The sequence below is a fragment of the Psychrobacter sp. KH172YL61 genome (assembly GCF_007182895.1).
Lineage (GTDB): Bacteria > Pseudomonadota > Gammaproteobacteria > Pseudomonadales > Moraxellaceae > Psychrobacter > Psychrobacter pacificensis.
The window spans coordinates 1,096,719-1,111,800 of record NZ_AP019516.1; the positions used below are offsets into that span (position 1 = coordinate 1,096,719).

The following is a 15,082-nucleotide window of genomic DNA, read 5'->3' on the forward strand; positions in this document are numbered from 1 at the left end:
TCGAATTAGTGACTGATCTATTATTTATAAAATAACATGATCAATCTTTTTGAATTCAGGCAAATTATAGAAATAAAGCCCCATAATAATACCGATAGAGCCCACAAAGGCAATATATAGCGCTGGCGAGAAACTGATGAGTGTCGTGGCGTAACCAAGACCAAAGGGTATCAGCACACCCACGATACCGTAGGTAATATTATAACAAAAGAAATGCCGGTGAGACGTACATTGGTCGGAAATAGCTGCACTAAAATGGCAGGGATCATGCCCATGATACCGGCACAGAACCCTAGCAATGCATACATGATTAAGATATAGTCGCCACCCGCCTGCAGATGATAAAAGAACGCCAGTGTTTGAGCGATAAGTAAAACAGAACCAATGACCAAAATTTTACCAAAGTTCTCATGGGTCGAGATCATGCCATAAAAGACACAGCCAAGAACCATAAATACGATGCCCAAGCTATGAGAAAAGCTAAACAAATCACTGTCTAAAGTAAAGTTGATTTCTATTAGTTCTGGCAGTAGTAGGACAATGACAGAGGTGATACTAGATATCACTATAGTCAGTACCATACTGACAAAGATAGAATGTTTGCAGCGCTTGAATAATACCGTAAATGGTCTACCTAGATTCTTACCAGTTTTTGGCTTATCTAACGCCAAGAAAAACGGAGTCTCTTTAACCAATCGCCATACCAACAATGGCAGACAGGTTAGTAAGGCGCCAACAAAAAACGGCAAACGCCAGCCATAATCAGTCAGCTGTACGGTGGTCATAAAGTCAGTCAGCCACAGAAAAAACGCATTAGAGAACAGTACACCTACCAAAAAGCTAGCCGTAACGTAGCTACAAGCCACTGACAAATACTGCCGAGGGACATGCTCCGCCACAAATACCCAAGATAGCGGTGTAAAGACCAAATGCCATACCTTGTATGATTCTCAGCAATATGAATAACGCAGGTGCAAGCGCACCCCACTGCGCATAAGTAGGCAGACACGCCATTGCGAGCAAGCTACCTGCCGTAACGATTATGCTCAGGAAAAGGTCGGCTTTCGACCTTTGAGATCACCATAACGCCCGAACAGAATACCACCAAATGGCCGAGCCAAGTAACCAATGACAAACAGCCCCATTCCTTGCAGCTTAGCAACCGTAGGATCGTTATTAGCGGGAAAAATAGCAGCTGAGACAATGTCTGCAATGTACAAATAAATCAAGAAATCAAAAAAGATTACAGCGCTGACAAAGCTTACGAATATGACTGTATTTTTGTCTTTTTTAGACATCAGGGCGTATTGAGAACGAGTCGGCATAATAGATCACGCATCCACGGAGTAAAGTGGTCATTAAGACGATCATCGTTTAGATAATCGGCCATGATAAAAACCGGCAAATCAAAGTATATAAACAATGATTCGCCGGAACAGTAATTTTGTGTATGGTAATAAGAACTTTGATTACAGGATTTGGCTTTTAACAAAAGCAAAACTGCACATCCTGCAATTTTAGGGACTATTTAGAAAAGAGTTTACATATTACAGTAGCCAGTCAATGGGTAACCAAGACATAATAGTAAGCCAGATATGATCACTCATATCGACCCGTGGCTCTGACTCGTAAACGACTTCTTTGCCATCTTCCATGGTGTGCCACTCCAAGCTACCGTTGTCTAGCAGCTTAACTTCATAAGCTTGGTTTAGTAAATCATCACTCAGCGCCCCATGCAGCTGTCTTGCCAACTCATCATCATTGATGATGACGCCCATCTCAGTATTGATATTGGCAGAGCGAGGGTCAACGTTGTAGGAACCGATAAACACTTGATAGTCGTCTACCGCAAACGTTTTTGCATGTAGGCTGGTTGATGACTGACTGCGTGCACGCCAGAGTTTATTGTCACGTTTTTCTTCAGCTGCCGTTGATTTTAGCTCGTATATTTTTACGCCTGACCGCAGCAGGCTAGGGCGCCATTGACTATAACCAGAATGAACAGCGGTCACGTCGGTCGCATCAAATGAGTTGGTTAATATTTTGATATCAACGCCAGATTTGGCGAGCTTCACCAAAGTATCGACCCCATCTTTGGTCGGGACAAAATAAGACGAGATGATGGTCAGTTTTTGGTTGGGCTACCGAGTAACGTACGCAGTTGATGCACCAAGTTGGTCTCAGATGAGACGCTTTTGGACAGCTTGCCAACATCGTCACTCAAAAACTGCATGTCTGTCCAACGAAATGGTACACGCTTGTTGATCAGATCAGTGTCTATCGTCGAGTCTTTGATGGCGGCTTTATAAACCGTCAAGCTACTGCCTTCGTTATTTTCCTCATCTATACCCAGCTTGTCTAATGCCTTCAAAAATCAGGCGTGACGTCATCGTCGAACTTGGCTAAAGTTTCGATGTCAAACGACAGTGGCGATGACCAGTAACTGGCAAAGCTATTATCAATGTCTGCGACGACTTTACCAATCAGTAAAACATCCAAATCCGCAAACTGGCTGCTTTGATCGTTACTCATGTACTCATTACCGATATTACGTCCGCCGATAACGGTAATCTGTTTATCAAACGTCATGCTTTTATTGTGCATACGGCGATTGATACGCGGCAAACCTGTGACGTAGTTCAATGTTGAAAACTTACGGTGCATTAATGGGTTGATGATACGCACCGCGATATTAGGGTGGCTCGCAAAACGTAATAGGTGCTGATCAAACTTTGCACTGTTATTAAAATCATCCAACAACAAACGCACGATCACACCGCGCTCAGCCGCTTCCCACAAGTCTTTTAATAGCAGTTGGCCAGCCTGATCATTATGCCAAATATAATACTGCGCATCGATATTGCGCGTGGCCATACCTGTTAAGATACTACGGGCGGCAAACGCATTTGCCCCAGTGACGATCGGATGATAGCCTGACAGATCAGGATGAATCTCATTTTGTGCTGTGATGGCGGTCACTAGATCAGTATTGTTGGTTGTAGTCGCTGTATTTTGCTCAATCTTTGGGCTGTCTTCTTGTTGGTATAAAGCATTGACTCGCGCTGATAACGCTTGGCTCTCAGGTAGATGTGGCTGTTTGGGTAGGCTCTGGCAAGCGCTCAGACCTAAAGTCAGCCCAAGTGTCAGACTCAACGATAAGCTGCTTGGTTCTATACTGAACATCGACATAACGAATTTACCTTGATGAGCCTAAATATACTGATAAATAAAATGCATGGATAAGTAATTTACTGAAATTGTTCATCTATTTTTAAGGATGATAGCATTGATTGGACGGTCTATAAAAATATCACCAACGCCAAAATTCAAATCGTCGCTAAGCTTAGCAGCTGTTAGCATATCTGCCTATTATAAATACGTTATTTTTGTTAGGTTTGACGATTGAGTTTATCGTGATTTATTGTCGGTTAAGCGGTTAAGTCTGCATAATGGCTGTCATATTGAACATCCAGTTATTTTAATAGGCAAAATTAATAATTAGAAGTTATCTGAAACCAGATGTGTGGAATAAGTCGGCATGTTATGATAACGCTGATGAATTTGCTTAATAATCAAAAAAATAAGCAGTCCTTTTATACCAACCAAAACAAAGCAACGGAACGTCTATGAGTCAGTCGCAAACGAAAGATGAGAATAATTTGAACCAAAAAAACTCAAACGATGGGTTAGATCCAAACTGGCGTAACGATGCCTTAGATTTAGGATTAGATTACGGTATGCAAACTATCGCCGTGCGCAGGTCAGCATCGTACCGATGAGGGCGAGCATTCAGAGCCGATTTTTACGACCAGCTCTTATGTTTATCAATCAGCCGCTGATGCTGCGGCACATTTTGACGGTACAAAGACAGGAAACGTTTACTCTCGTCATACCAACCCAAGCGTCCGTACTTTTGAGCGTCGTCTCGCCGCGCTAGAAAACGGTGAACGTGCGGTTGCAACGGCCTCTGGTATGGGTGCAATCCCTGACCATGTGCTTGGCATATCTAAAAGCGGGTGACCATCTGCTCGCTGCCAATCAGTTATTTGGCTCGTCTATTGGGCTGTTTAATAACTATATGGCCAAGTTTGGCGTTGAAGTTAGCTATGTTGATTGCTTTGACAATGAGGCATGGGCCAATGCCGTTCAACCAAACACCAAAGTGATCTATTGTGAAAGCCCAAGTAATCCACTGGCGCAGATTTGCGATATCGGTTATTTGAGCACGCTTTGCAAAGCCAATGACATACTACTGGTCGTTGATAACTGCTTTGCCACGCCAGCATTGCAGCGCCCTCTAGATTTGGGTGCCGATGTCGTTATTCACTCTGCGACCAAGTACTTAGACGGTCAGGGCCGAGTACTTGGCGGGGCGTTGGTTGGTAGTGACAAACTCATGCAAGAAGCGTTTACCGTAGTGCGCTCAGGCGGTATCAGCATGAGCCCGTTTAATGCTTGGGTATTTACCAAGGGGCTTGAAACGCTAAAACTCCGAATGCAAGCGCATTGTAACAATGCCAATCAAGTCGCAGAATTTTTGGTCAATCATCCTAATGTCAGTACCGTACATTTCTCCGGCCTAAGTGACCATCCTGCACATGAGCTCGCCACACGCCAGCATCATATGAAAGACGGTTACGGTGCTATCATGGGTTTTGAAGTCAAAGCATCTGACAGCCGCGATACGAAAGAAGCGGCTTGGCATGTGATTGACTCGACTCAAATGGTCTCTATCACCAACAACTTGGGCGATGCAAAAACCACGATTACGCATCCTGCGACGACCACGCATTTTCGCCTAACCCCTGAGGCGCGTGCTGAAGCTGGCGTGAAAGACGGTCTGATTCGTCTATCAGTCGGTTTGGAAGATGTCGAAGATATTATCAAAGATTTGGCGCGTGGTTTAGACAGTTTGTAAAGATAGCGGTATAATGCCGTCAGTATTTTATTTTACACTTTAAAGTATCCCATTTATTATTATAAGACAAAGAGGCAGCTATGAACATTCAAGCATTGATGCAACAAGCACAAACGATGCAAAAGAAAGTAGAAGCAAACGTTGAAAATGCTAAGAAAGAGCTTGCGAACAAAGAAGTTCAAGCAGAAGCGGGCAGTGGTCTGGTTAAAGTCACCATGACTGGTCGCCATGTGGTCAAGCGTTTGACCATCGATCCAAGTCTGCTAGAAGATGAGCCAGATATGATCGAAGATCTTATCGCTGCCGCTATCAATGATGCGGTGCGTCAAGCGGATGAGCTATACGAAGAAACCATGGCTGGCGCGACCTCAGGTATGGGTCTGCCACCAGGTATGCAAGGTATGTTCTAAGCATTAAATACTTTAGACTGAACACAAAAATGGGGTTGTTATCGGCACGATACGACCCCATTTTTATAGCTACGATTTATAAATTTAGTTAAATAAAGTCAACTAAAGGAAAGCCACTTTGCTTACAGCCAAATTTGATCAGCTGGTCAAACAGCTGCGTATATTGCCAGGCGTCGGTCAAAAAGTGCCCAACGAATGGCGCTACATTTGCTTAGTAAAAAACGTCCGCAAGGCATGGCGCTTGCCCAAGCACTAGATGAAGCCATGCGCGATATCGTTGAATGTCAGCGCTGTCATAGCTTTAGTGATGAAGCGGTGTGTCCTCTATGCCAAGACCCTAGACGTGATGATGGGCTGCTGTGTGTGGTCGAGACAGCAGCAGATGTGATGGCAATCGAGCAAACGGCAGGGTATCGTGGTCGCTATTTTGTGCTTGGCGGACACTTATCCCCGATTGATGGAATCAGTGCAGATGACTTAAATATTGATCAGCTGGTATGGCGAGTCAAACAAGAGCCTGTTGAAGAGATTATACTGGCAACAGGTACGACGGTTGAAGGCCAGACCACCGCACATTTTATTAGCGAGGCCGTCAGTCGTCATGTCAATAAAGTCACACGTTTGGCACAAGGGGATACCGATGGGCGGCGAGCTTGAGTATCTAGATAGTATGACGCTGGGTCAAGCCATGCAAAACCGCTCTTTTTATAAGGTTTTGCTGACATCAAAGTCTTACCCATTTCATTTCGTGAAATTGTTATAATTGCTTTATTATTGTTCTCCTTTTTCATTTTATTAAGACGCAGTATCGCGTTTTATTTTCTCCCTATTTATGCAGGTATCTGCCCGTGTCCAACAACGTTTCAAACGCTTCAGTCAAATCAAACCCTTCAGTCAAATCAAACCCTTCTGAGATTACTGATAACTCATCACAAAAAGCAGCTAATACTGAGATGACATCAGTGGCGACACCTTCGGAATCAAATGATGATGCACTGGATGTTGATGCAATTGATATCGATGCACTGTTGGATGTCGCTGATGCTGTTGATGTCACATGGGTGCGTGAGCAGCACCAATTGGCTGAGGTGATCAATGCCTTGGCAACTTGTGGCCGCGTCGCACTAGATACTGAGTTTATCAAACGCGACACTTACTATCCGCGTTTGGCACTCGTACAGTTAAATACGGGTAATCACGTGTATTTACTAGATGCGCCTGAGTTGCAACTGTCTGAGCTGTGGGAGGCCTTGCGCCAAGTCGATGTGGCCATCTGGCATGCTTGCGGCGAAGATTTAGGCATTTTTATCTGCTATCTGGTTGTCCACCATTGACCAATATTTTTGATACGCAAATTGCGTTGTCTTATTTAACCGGTCAATTACAAATGGGCTATCAGCAGGCATTGGCAGATCAGCTAGATATGCATATCGATAAAGAGCACAGTCAGTCTGATTGGCTCCAGCGCCCGTTGACAGACGAGCAAGAGCAATATGCCATCGATGATGTGCGTTATTTGCCAGCGCTGTATCTCAGTATCGAACATGCGCTTAAGGCACAAGGCCTATACGATTACGTCTGGGCGGATTGTCAGCTCTACGCCAGTGATTTGTATGACTTGCAGCACGTCGAAGATGAAGCGATGTATCTGACGATGGCAGATTATCGCTATAACTCACAGCAAATGGCGATACTCAAAGGGATTGCGACGTGGCGAGAAGAGCTGGCACGTGCGACCAATCAGCCGCGTACGTTTATCATCAAAAAGCAAGCGGTACGCGAGATCGTCACTGAAAAACCAAACAGCATGCGTGAGCTGGCGCACAAAACGACGATGCACCGTAGTATGCTGCGTCTCTATGGTGAAGAGCTGCTTAAGATAATAAGAAACGCCAAAAACCTACCACCTGCCGAGCATCCAGCTTGTCTTGTGCCGCCATATCGCTCAAAAAACAAAAATCCTGTCAAAAGCAGTGCAGCAAGCGATTGATGATCACGCTAAGGCTATCGGCATGCCTAGCAGCGTTTTAATGCGCAAAAAATGGCTAGGACAGTTGTATGAAGTGATTGCTCTTGATAAAAATCTCAGCGAACTGCCACAAGGTCTCAAAGGTTGGCGCAATGACTGGGTCGTCCAGACGTTGATTCCAGTGATCAGCAAGCATAAAACTGAATTGCAGCAAGGGATGGGTATTAGATAGCAAATACAGCCAACTCAAAAAATTGATGCCTAATTTCACATTGCTTGTTTTTTAAATCAATTTTTTTTAAATCAATCAATGGCAGCATCAATTTTCTCTCTATCGATAAATGGCCGTTTTGACAATCTTGCTTATACTTTTGCTCGGTCATATCTATTCCATTATTCGCTGTCATCTAGAGCATTTTAGGTATTAAAAATATGCCCTAGCGTTCAAACTCACCATTTTCTAAAAAGTAAATCACTTGCCGAGCCACTTCTTTATCGACCAGCATGCCTGTATGGGTCACAGGCAGTACGATATGGTCGTTGGCGCAGTCAAGACGTGTTTCGCTGACGTAAACTGTACCATCATGAGCACAGTTTTCTGTGGCTGCTGATTCGCTTTCTTTATTCAGTTTGCGATTATGATATTGCAAAAAGGTTGTCCTAAGCCGCGCGGTTTATCGCCTGCAATCACGCCTATATGAATATGTTCAGGACAGGACGTCGCTGTACCATCGAGCGCATCAGCATAAGATCGTCCTACAATTAAAGGGGCTCAAACGCCATACGTAATCCGCGCAAACACTTCCCACATGCGGCGTGCCCAGCGTGACGCAGCGCCCAATTTGCCACTTGGGATAATTGGCCAAAAAATCACGAATAATCAATCCACCCAAGCTATGACCGACCAAATCTATTGGCTGATCAGGGGTTGTGGTTGGCACTCAGCCACTCATGTAGTCGCTGGCTGTTGGTTTTGATACCGTCGCGCATGCTGCGATAGCTGTATTGATGGGTGGCAAAACCTTGCGCTTGTAAACGCTTCGCTAATGGACGCATCATCCAAGTCGTTTGATGCAAACCATGTATCAAAATCACAAGGTTTTTTCGTTTAGGCGCTTTTTGTGCCATGTCTTTTTGTTGCATAACAATATCCAAATGAGTAGCATTATAAGATTTTTTTATCGACGCTTGTTTATAAAAATGAGCGGATAGACAGACATCTTATATTAGCGCTTTAGGGGTAAGGGTTGTCAAATTATCTAAATTTTTAATTTCAATATTAGCTATTTTTTCGCTGTCAGGTTGTACTACTTATAGTGAATTCAGTATAAAAACGATACAGTGGGACTGGGATAAATTTTACGCAGCATCGAGCAGCGTAGGCACAGCACGAAAGGAGAATTTAGACCAGTTCCACCTTGATATATAATGTATCTGTTTTATTTAGGATTGACTATATAGAGTAGATAGAGCACTAATTGTTAAGGTGGAGATGCCAGAAATGATAGTAGTAAGCGAACCTATACCAGCTAAGACACCTCTACAAATTGCTACTTGGTCCCCAACTAAATATGATGGTCGATTTACAGCGATGACAGCGGGATATTTGACAGTTATTAATAACTATCTTGCTTTAACTAGAGATAATGAAGAAGTAATGACACAGGACAATACTCTTTTATTAGTATTAGCGAATACTTTCTTTTCGTGGGAGGCGGATAAAGAGATTATGTTATTTGAAGGTAAGTCCTATAAGGTCGGCGATGCGCTTTATCTTGGTGGTGCGGCGTTTACTTATCCCAATGCTAATATTACAGATCAGATAAAAGTGAACTGGATAGACTGTGGCTTGAATAAAGGATGGTTGGGCGGTTAAGTCTCATTGATAGTGTCAAAATTTAACAATGCATGCATAAAACAAAACCGCCAAATCAGCGACTGATTTGGCGGTTTTTTATAAACGAGCAGTTATCGAAAATGATCATTACATATAGTTTTCGATACTTGGGCAAGAACACATAAGGTTCTTGTCACCGTACGCATCATCGACGCGTGCCACACTTGGCCAGAACTTGTTTGCACGGATGTAAGGCAGTGGGAACGCAGCAGTCTCACGGCTGTATGGATGCGTCCATTCTTCATTAGTAATCATAGCAGCCGTATGCGGTGCATTGACCAATGGGTTGTCTTCTAGCGTCCAGTTGTCTTCGCCCGCTTTTGCTTTCATCGCTTCAGCTTTGATAGATTTCAGCGCACTGATAAAACGATCCAACTCCTCGACAGACTCAGACTCTGTGGGCTCAATCATCAGTGTGCCTGCGACTGGGAAGCTCATCGTTGGTGAGTGAAAACCGTAATCCATCAAGCGCTTAGCAATATCGCTTTCAGTGATGCCAGTCTCTTCTTTTAACGGACGAATATCGATGATACATTCGTGAGCCACGCGGCCGTTTTTACCTGTATATAATACAGGGTAGTGGTCTTTAGCTGGGCGGCTACATAGTTAGCGTTTAGCAGGGCAAGCTCGGTTGCTTTTAGTAGGCCATCGCGGCCCATCATAGTGATATACATCCATGAGATAGGTAAGATGCTCGCTGAACCATAAGGCGCAGCCGATACCGCTGAGCAGTCTTTTTGCGCGTTATGCACAGGGCTTAGCGTATGGTTTGCCATGAATGGTGCCAAATGCGCCTTCATACCGATAGGACCCATACCTGGACCGCCGCCGCCATGCGGGATACAGAAGGTTTTGTGCAGGTTCATATGTAGTACATCAGCACCAACGTCTGCAGGCTGCATCATGCCTACCTGAGCATTCATGTTGGCGCCATCCATATAGACCTGACCACCGTGCTTGTGAGTCAAATCACAGATATGACGGATGCCTTCTTCAAACACGCCATGAGTCGATGGGTACGTGATCATTAAAGCGCCCAAACGCTCGCTGTGCTCTTCACACTTGGCGGTTAAATCCTCAATATCAACGTTGCCGTTTTCATCGGTTTTGACCACGACGACTTTCATACCCATCATCATGGCAGTAGCAGGGTTGGTACCGTGCGCTGACATTGGAATGAGGCACACATCGCGATCGGTTTCGCCCAATGACTCATGATAACGGCGAATCGCGAGCAGACCAGCATATTCACCAGAAGCGCCAGAGTTTGGCTGCATAGAGACATCATCAAAACCAGTGATGGCTTTTAATTGATCTTGTAAGCTATCGATCATCGCAATATAGCCTGTGACTTGGTCACGCGGTGCGAATGGATGCACATTGGCAAACTCAGGCCAAGTAATCGGTAGCATCTCACTGGTGGCATTCAACTTCATGGTGCAGCTGCCTAGTGAAATCATGCTGCGGTTCATCGCTAGATCTTTGTCTTCAAGCGACTTTAGGTAGCGTAGCATTTCATGCTCGGTATGATGCGAGTTGAATACTGGATGAGTCAAGATGTCATCCGTACGCAGGTGTGCGCTGTCAAGTGAGATGCGAGCGGTTTCAGGTAGATCGTGTGACTTGTTGACGAATAACTGAGTCAATACGCCAAAATCTTGCTGATCACTGGTTTCACTAAAGGCAACGCTCAATTTGGTGTCGCTTAGACGCCATAAGTTGTAGCCAACGTTGTCTGCATTTTTAAAGATTTGCGTAGCTAGCTTCTCTGAGCCGCAATCAACCACGACTGTATCGAAGAATTGATCGTGTACCACGCTTAAGCTGCTGTCATTCGCTGCTGTGATGGCATCAGCAAAGGCGGTGGCAAACGCATGGATACGAGTCGCAATACGCTTCACGCCACTTGGGCCATGATAGACGGCATACATACCAGCGAGATTGGCGAGCAATACCTGCGAAGTACAGATGTTTGAGTTGGCTTTTTCGCGGCGGATATGCTGCTCACGCGTCTGTAGCGCCATACGTAATGCGGTATTGCCTTGTGCGTCTTTAGATACGCCAATGATACGACCAGGTGCTGAGCGTTTTGCTTTATCAGAGAATGCAAAGTAAGCAGCATGTGGGCCACCAAAGCCCATTGGAATACCGAAACGCTGTGTGCTACCTAGTGCTACGTCCGCACCCATATCGGCTGGTGATTTTAATAACACCAAGCTCATGATATCACTGACGACACTGACGTAAGTCTTGTTTTCTTTACGGCCGCGATGACGTCTGTTAAGTCTTTAACGTCGCCTTCTACGCCAACATACTGGAATAGCGCACCGAAATAGTCGCCTGATTTGGCCGTTTCAAAATCACCCACGACCACGTCCCAACCAAAGTATTTCGCACGAGTATTGATGACATCTAGCGTTTGTGGATAGACGCGCTCATCGACGAAGTACTGCGTTGACTTGCTTTTACTTACACGCTTTGACATCGCCATGGCTTCTGCTGCTGCCGTTGCTTCATCAAGCAGTGACGCACCAGCTAATTCAAGACCAGTCAAATCGATACAAACTTGTTGGAAGTTCAGCAATGCCTCCAAACGACCTTGAGCGATTTCTGCTTGGTAAGGGGTATAAGCGGTATACCAGCCTGGATTTTCAAGGACGTTACGCTGAATGACGGCAGGCATACGAACCGGAGAGTAGCCTTGACCGATATAGCTCTTATTGACGGTGATGTCATCTGCCATCGTGCGTAGTTTGGCAAGTGCCGCATGCTCACTCATTGCCACTGGCAAATCCAATTCTTTGTGCAAACGTACCGGCTCAGGCACAGTGTCATTGATAAAGCTTTGCATATCTTTATAACCAACAGCGCTGAGTAGGTCAGCTTGCTTGGTTTCGTTCGAACCTAAGTGGCGATAGACAAATTCAGCTTCGTTGAACAATCCTTGAAAGGTATCAAACGATGGGTTTTGAGAGATAGTCATGACAATCCTTGGTTAAGGGAGTAATAAACAAAATAGCAATTAAGAAAACATTGTGAGCAGTTAAGGAAACACTGTGAGCGGTACGTTATACGTAATGCACAAACTGTTTTTGGTCAAAGCGGAATTGGGTGTTGTAAACGCCATTGTCAGCACGCTCGCCTGCGCCAATCATCATAACGATATGATGGTCGTCGCTAAGATTGAGCAACGCTTTCATGGCAGGCTCATCAAAGCCGCCCATAGGACAGCTATCAAAACCATGAGCACGTAGTGCCAACATTAGGTTTTCGGCAGCAAGCGCGGTGTTATTGGTTGCCCAGTTTTTGGTATCCTCAAAGGTATAGTAAGGCGATTTGAGAGGGCCTTTGACGCGTCTGACCACTTGCGTGGCGCCCCATTTGGCAGCGGATATCACATTGGCAGGACCGCGCAAAAAGTCCAGCGTGACGACTTTGTTGTAGTAGTCTTTCACTTTCTTAGGGACTGGCTGATCAGGGTATTCGCGCAATATTTGCTGAGCATGCTCATGCCAGATGTCGGTGCGAGCAACGATAGCGATTAAGCGCGCCGATGTTTTTGCCGCGTTTTGGTTCATACAGTTTTTGATGGCGCGTTTGCGATTATCAGCATCATCGATAACATAAAACTCCCACGGCTGTAGGTTGCTAGAGTTTGGTGCTAGCATGGCCAAACGCAGACAGTCTGCCAGTACGTCGTCAGGGATGGGCGTGTCAGTAAAACGGCGCACGGAACGGCGTGATTCTACGATATCGCGAAAGGCTTGTAGCTGCGGTGTATGGTTTGGTGTGGCGATGGGGTCTTTATTATCGGTGTTGGTATTCATATTAGGATCCATGCTGAGAATTGGGTTATCAGTTTGCGTCGTTATTGATAGCACGTATTCATTGGAATTCGAAGAGGTGATCAATACGAGTCAATGAGATAACGCTTGAGAGCAATAACATCGGACGATAATGGTTTTTGGTGGTCTATATATAAAGCTGCTTTGTTATCAAAGGCGTCATCTATGAATCAACCTTGCTGATAAGAAAGGGGTATCAAATAGGAGATGTAGATACCCGCTTTTGCCAGTATCTACAAGTTTGGCTGCTATTTTGGTTTGGCTACTGTCTTTCTGCTATACAGAGGTGGTTATTATAATTCGCTTTCGTACTCGTCAGCGGTCATCAGTGCTTCATAGTCAGCGATGTTGTCAGGCTTCACTTTAAAGAACCAGCCTTCACCATATGGGTCAGAGTTGATGATTTCAGGATCATCTTCTAGTGCTTCGTTGATAGCGATGACTTCGCCTGAGATAGGCGCGTATACGTCAGAGGCGGCTTTTACTGATTCAACAACTGAGATTTCGTCGTCAACAGCGATAATATCGCCCACTTCTGGTAGCTCAACAAACACCACATCACCCAATAGGTCTTGAGCATGGTCAGTGATACCAACAGTGATCGTACCGTCGTCTTCTAGGCGCAGCCACTCGTGACTTGCAATATATTTTAGCTCTGCTGGGATGTTGCTCATGGTCTCTCCTAAATGATAGAGGTTAATTAACAAAAATAATGGAGGCTGGGCGTGTCGTCGTTTTTATCATTATGTCTAAAACGACAATGCGCTCTAATAATAAGATTTATAAGACCTACGAGTCAAACTGTTGCTTGCCGTTACGGACAAAAGGCAGCTTTAATACGCGTACATCGACGAATTTACCTTTGCCGCGTAGATCGACCTGTACGTGATCATCTTCTGATAAGCTGGCAGGCACGCGAGCAATCGCAATGGAGTTTTTTAGGCTAGGGGAGAATGTACCGCTGGTGATAAGGCCAGTTTGCTCATTGTTAGTGCCCTGATTGATAGTCACTGTCATGCCTTCACGCAATACGCCGCGCGTGGTCAATAGCAGACCTACTTGCTTCATAGCGGTGTTGTCTTCTTTTGCCTGCTTGCGTTTGCTGACCAAAGCGTCACGACCGACAAAGGCGCGATCGTCTTTTAGTGCAAGCGTCCAGCCCATATTGCACTCATAAGGGCTAACATTCTCATCCATGTCATGGCCATATAGGTTCATGCCCGCTTCCATACGCAAGGTATCACGTGCGCCAAGACCGGCAGGTTTGATGCCATTTGTTTTTAGCTGCTCAAAAAAAGCAGGGGCATCATCGGCATGCATAATGACTTCGACGCCATCTTCACCAGTATAGCCAGTACGAGCCACAAACCAATCGGTGCCTTCGATATCGGTCAAGTCAGCGCCAACGAAAGGTTTTAGCCCAGCTAAGGTATCTGCCCAGTTTGGTTTGGCTTGAGCCAGTTTCTCAATAGCATTTGGCCCTTGAACGGCGAGCATGGCAAGCTCAGGACGCTCGGTAATCGCAATATCAAAGCCTTCAGCGACTTTATTAAACTGTGCTAAGTCTTTGTCACGAGTGGCTGCATTGGAGACGATACGGTACTCAGTTTCCTCTGCATTCATCAGATAGACGATCAAATCATCGATGACGCCGCCTTGCTCATTGAGCATGCCAGAGTACAGCGCTTTACCAGCGGTAGTGAGTTTGTTGACATCATTTGCGAGTAGTTTTTGGAGCCATGCTTTAGTATCTGCGCCTTTGATATCTGTGACAACCATATGTGAGACATCAAACATACCGGCATCTGTCCGTACCGCGTCGTGCTCTTCGATTTGTGAACCGTAATGAATTGGCAATTCCCAACCAGAAAAATCGACCAATTTGCCCTCACTATCAAGATGAGACTGGTAAAAAGGGGTGCGCTTAGGGGTTTGGGTGTTGCTAGAGTCTTGAGAGTGGGTATCAGTCATAACAAATCCTTATGTGTACATCAGTCGTACTCGATAGAGTAGAGTGGTGTGCAACGTAAAAGTAGCGAGAAG

The 15,082-nt window shown here is 45.2% G+C and carries 14 protein-coding genes and 4 pseudogenes; 7 read left to right on the plus strand and 11 right to left on the minus strand.

Annotation, left to right across the window (positions count from 1 at the left end):
- Positions 1–170 precede the first annotated feature (170 nt).
- The 3 genes and pseudogenes from PKHYL_RS05790 to PKHYL_RS05800 all read right to left on the minus strand — a co-directional run bounded on the left by PKHYL_RS05790 (position 171) and on the right by PKHYL_RS05800 (position 3,189).
- A complete protein-coding gene (locus PKHYL_RS05790) occupies positions 171–929 on the minus strand; it encodes an MFS transporter (RefSeq protein WP_240366200.1) in 759 nt (252 codons plus the stop codon).
- A gap of 117 nt (positions 930–1,046) precedes the next feature.
- Entirely contained in the window at positions 1,047–1,325 is a 279-nt protein-coding gene (locus PKHYL_RS05795) for a hypothetical protein (RefSeq protein WP_240366201.1), read from the minus strand.
- Between the two features lie 222 nt (positions 1,326–1,547).
- Positions 1,548–3,189 (minus strand): annotated as a pseudogene (locus tag PKHYL_RS05800) (phospholipase D family protein).
- A 437-nt stretch (positions 3,190–3,626) separates the two neighbouring features.
- Between PKHYL_RS05800 and PKHYL_RS05805 the strand changes: the two are divergent.
- The 6 genes and pseudogenes from PKHYL_RS05805 to PKHYL_RS05830 all read left to right on the plus strand — a co-directional run bounded on the left by PKHYL_RS05805 (position 3,627) and on the right by PKHYL_RS05830 (position 7,529).
- A pseudogene (locus PKHYL_RS05805) lies at positions 3,627–4,918 on the plus strand (O-succinylhomoserine sulfhydrylase).
- Between the two features lie 80 nt (positions 4,919–4,998).
- The gene (locus PKHYL_RS05810; protein ID WP_025651278.1) at positions 4,999–5,328 is read left to right on the plus strand and encodes a YbaB/EbfC family nucleoid-associated protein; all 330 of its coding nucleotides are present in this window, start codon (positions 4,999–5,001) and stop codon (positions 5,326–5,328) included.
- Between the two features lie 118 nt (positions 5,329–5,446).
- Positions 5,447–6,091 (plus strand): annotated as a pseudogene (recR, locus tag PKHYL_RS05815) (recombination mediator RecR).
- A gap of 85 nt (positions 6,092–6,176) precedes the next feature.
- Positions 6,177–6,662 carry a hypothetical protein gene (locus PKHYL_RS05820; protein ID WP_269778267.1) on the plus strand — a complete coding sequence of 162 codons (486 nt, stop codon included), beginning with the start codon at positions 6,177–6,179 and terminating at the stop codon, positions 6,660–6,662.
- On the plus strand, positions 6,659–7,318 hold the full coding sequence (locus PKHYL_RS17255; RefSeq protein ID WP_269778268.1) for an HRDC domain-containing protein: 660 nt from the start codon (positions 6,659–6,661) through the stop codon (positions 7,316–7,318). Before PKHYL_RS05820 ends, PKHYL_RS17255 begins: the two co-directional genes overlap by 4 nt.
- A 22-nt stretch (positions 7,319–7,340) precedes the next feature.
- Positions 7,341–7,529 (plus strand): hypothetical protein, encoded by a 189-nt coding sequence (locus PKHYL_RS05830; RefSeq protein ID WP_240366202.1) that lies wholly within the window; start codon positions 7,341–7,343, stop codon positions 7,527–7,529.
- Here the strand turns inward: PKHYL_RS05830 and PKHYL_RS05835 are convergent.
- The 4 genes from PKHYL_RS05835 to PKHYL_RS18595 form a co-directional block, all read right to left on the minus strand.
- Positions 7,522–7,680 carry a hypothetical protein gene (locus PKHYL_RS05835; RefSeq protein ID WP_156770969.1) on the minus strand — a complete coding sequence of 53 codons (159 nt, stop codon included), beginning with the start codon at positions 7,678–7,680 and terminating at the stop codon, positions 7,522–7,524. The two genes, PKHYL_RS05830 and PKHYL_RS05835, sit on opposite strands and share 8 nt — an antisense overlap.
- Positions 7,681–7,734: 54 nt before the next feature.
- Entirely contained in the window at positions 7,735–7,947 is a 213-nt protein-coding gene (locus PKHYL_RS18585) for a hypothetical protein (protein ID WP_442966121.1), read from the minus strand.
- Positions 7,948–8,037: 90 nt separating this feature from the next.
- Positions 8,038–8,238, minus strand: coding sequence for an esterase/lipase family protein (locus tag PKHYL_RS18590; protein WP_442966122.1), 201 nt, complete (start codon positions 8,236–8,238; stop codon positions 8,038–8,040).
- Positions 8,219–8,440, minus strand: a complete 222-nt coding sequence (locus PKHYL_RS18595) for an esterase/lipase family protein (RefSeq protein WP_442966123.1) — start codon at positions 8,438–8,440, stop codon at positions 8,219–8,221. The genes PKHYL_RS18590 and PKHYL_RS18595 overlap by 20 nt, the downstream gene beginning before the upstream one ends.
- A gap of 349 nt (positions 8,441–8,789) precedes the next feature.
- Between PKHYL_RS18595 and PKHYL_RS05845 the strand changes: the two genes are divergently transcribed.
- Positions 8,790–9,173, plus strand: a complete 384-nt coding sequence (locus PKHYL_RS05845; protein ID WP_093068134.1) for a hypothetical protein — start codon at positions 8,790–8,792, stop codon at positions 9,171–9,173.
- 108 nt (positions 9,174–9,281) lie between these two features.
- Here PKHYL_RS05845 and gcvP read toward each other — a convergent pair.
- The 4 genes and pseudogenes from gcvP to gcvT all read right to left on the minus strand — a co-directional run bounded on the left by gcvP (position 9,282) and on the right by gcvT (position 15,010).
- A pseudogene (gene gcvP, locus PKHYL_RS05850) lies at positions 9,282–12,177 on the minus strand (aminomethyl-transferring glycine dehydrogenase).
- 85 nt (positions 12,178–12,262) lie between these two features.
- A complete protein-coding gene (locus PKHYL_RS05855; RefSeq protein ID WP_212564370.1) occupies positions 12,263–13,021 on the minus strand; it encodes a nitroreductase family protein in 759 nt (252 codons plus the stop codon).
- Positions 13,022–13,332: 311 nt separating this feature from the next.
- Positions 13,333–13,713 carry a glycine cleavage system protein GcvH gene (gene gcvH, locus PKHYL_RS05860; protein ID WP_071001880.1) on the minus strand — a complete coding sequence of 127 codons (381 nt, stop codon included), beginning with the start codon at positions 13,711–13,713 and terminating at the stop codon, positions 13,333–13,335.
- Between the two features lie 115 nt (positions 13,714–13,828).
- Positions 13,829–15,010, minus strand: coding sequence for a glycine cleavage system aminomethyltransferase GcvT (gcvT, locus tag PKHYL_RS05865; RefSeq protein ID WP_071001879.1), 1,182 nt, complete (start codon positions 15,008–15,010; stop codon positions 13,829–13,831).
- Between the last annotated feature and the right edge of the window lie 72 nt (positions 15,011–15,082).

Bases quoted from the DNA above. Each gene is read 5' to 3' on its own strand.
- gcvH (WP_071001880.1), bottom strand. From the start codon at position 13,713: ATGAGCAACATCCCAGCAGAGCTAAAATATATTGCAAGTCACGAGTGG.
- PKHYL_RS05830 (WP_240366202.1), top strand. From the start codon at position 7,341: ATGCCTAGCAGCGTTTTAATGCGCAAAAAATGGCTAGGACAGTTGTAT.
- PKHYL_RS18595 (WP_442966123.1), bottom strand. From the start codon at position 8,440: ATGCAACAAAAAGACATGGCACAAAAAGCGCCTAAACGAAAAAACCTT.
- PKHYL_RS05845 (WP_093068134.1), top strand. From the start codon at position 8,790: ATGCCAGAAATGATAGTAGTAAGCGAACCTATACCAGCTAAGACACCT.
- PKHYL_RS05810 (WP_025651278.1), top strand. From the start codon at position 4,999: ATGAACATTCAAGCATTGATGCAACAAGCACAAACGATGCAAAAGAAA.
- PKHYL_RS05855 (WP_212564370.1), bottom strand. From the start codon at position 13,021: ATGAATACCAACACCGATAATAAAGACCCCATCGCCACACCAAACCAT.
- PKHYL_RS05795 (WP_240366201.1), bottom strand. From the start codon at position 1,325: ATGCCGACTCGTTCTCAATACGCCCTGATGTCTAAAAAAGACAAAAAT.
- PKHYL_RS05835 (WP_156770969.1), bottom strand. From the start codon at position 7,680: ATGACCGAGCAAAAGTATAAGCAAGATTGTCAAAACGGCCATTTATCG.
- gcvT (WP_071001879.1), bottom strand. From the start codon at position 15,010: ATGACTGATACCCACTCTCAAGACTCTAGCAACACCCAAACCCCTAAG.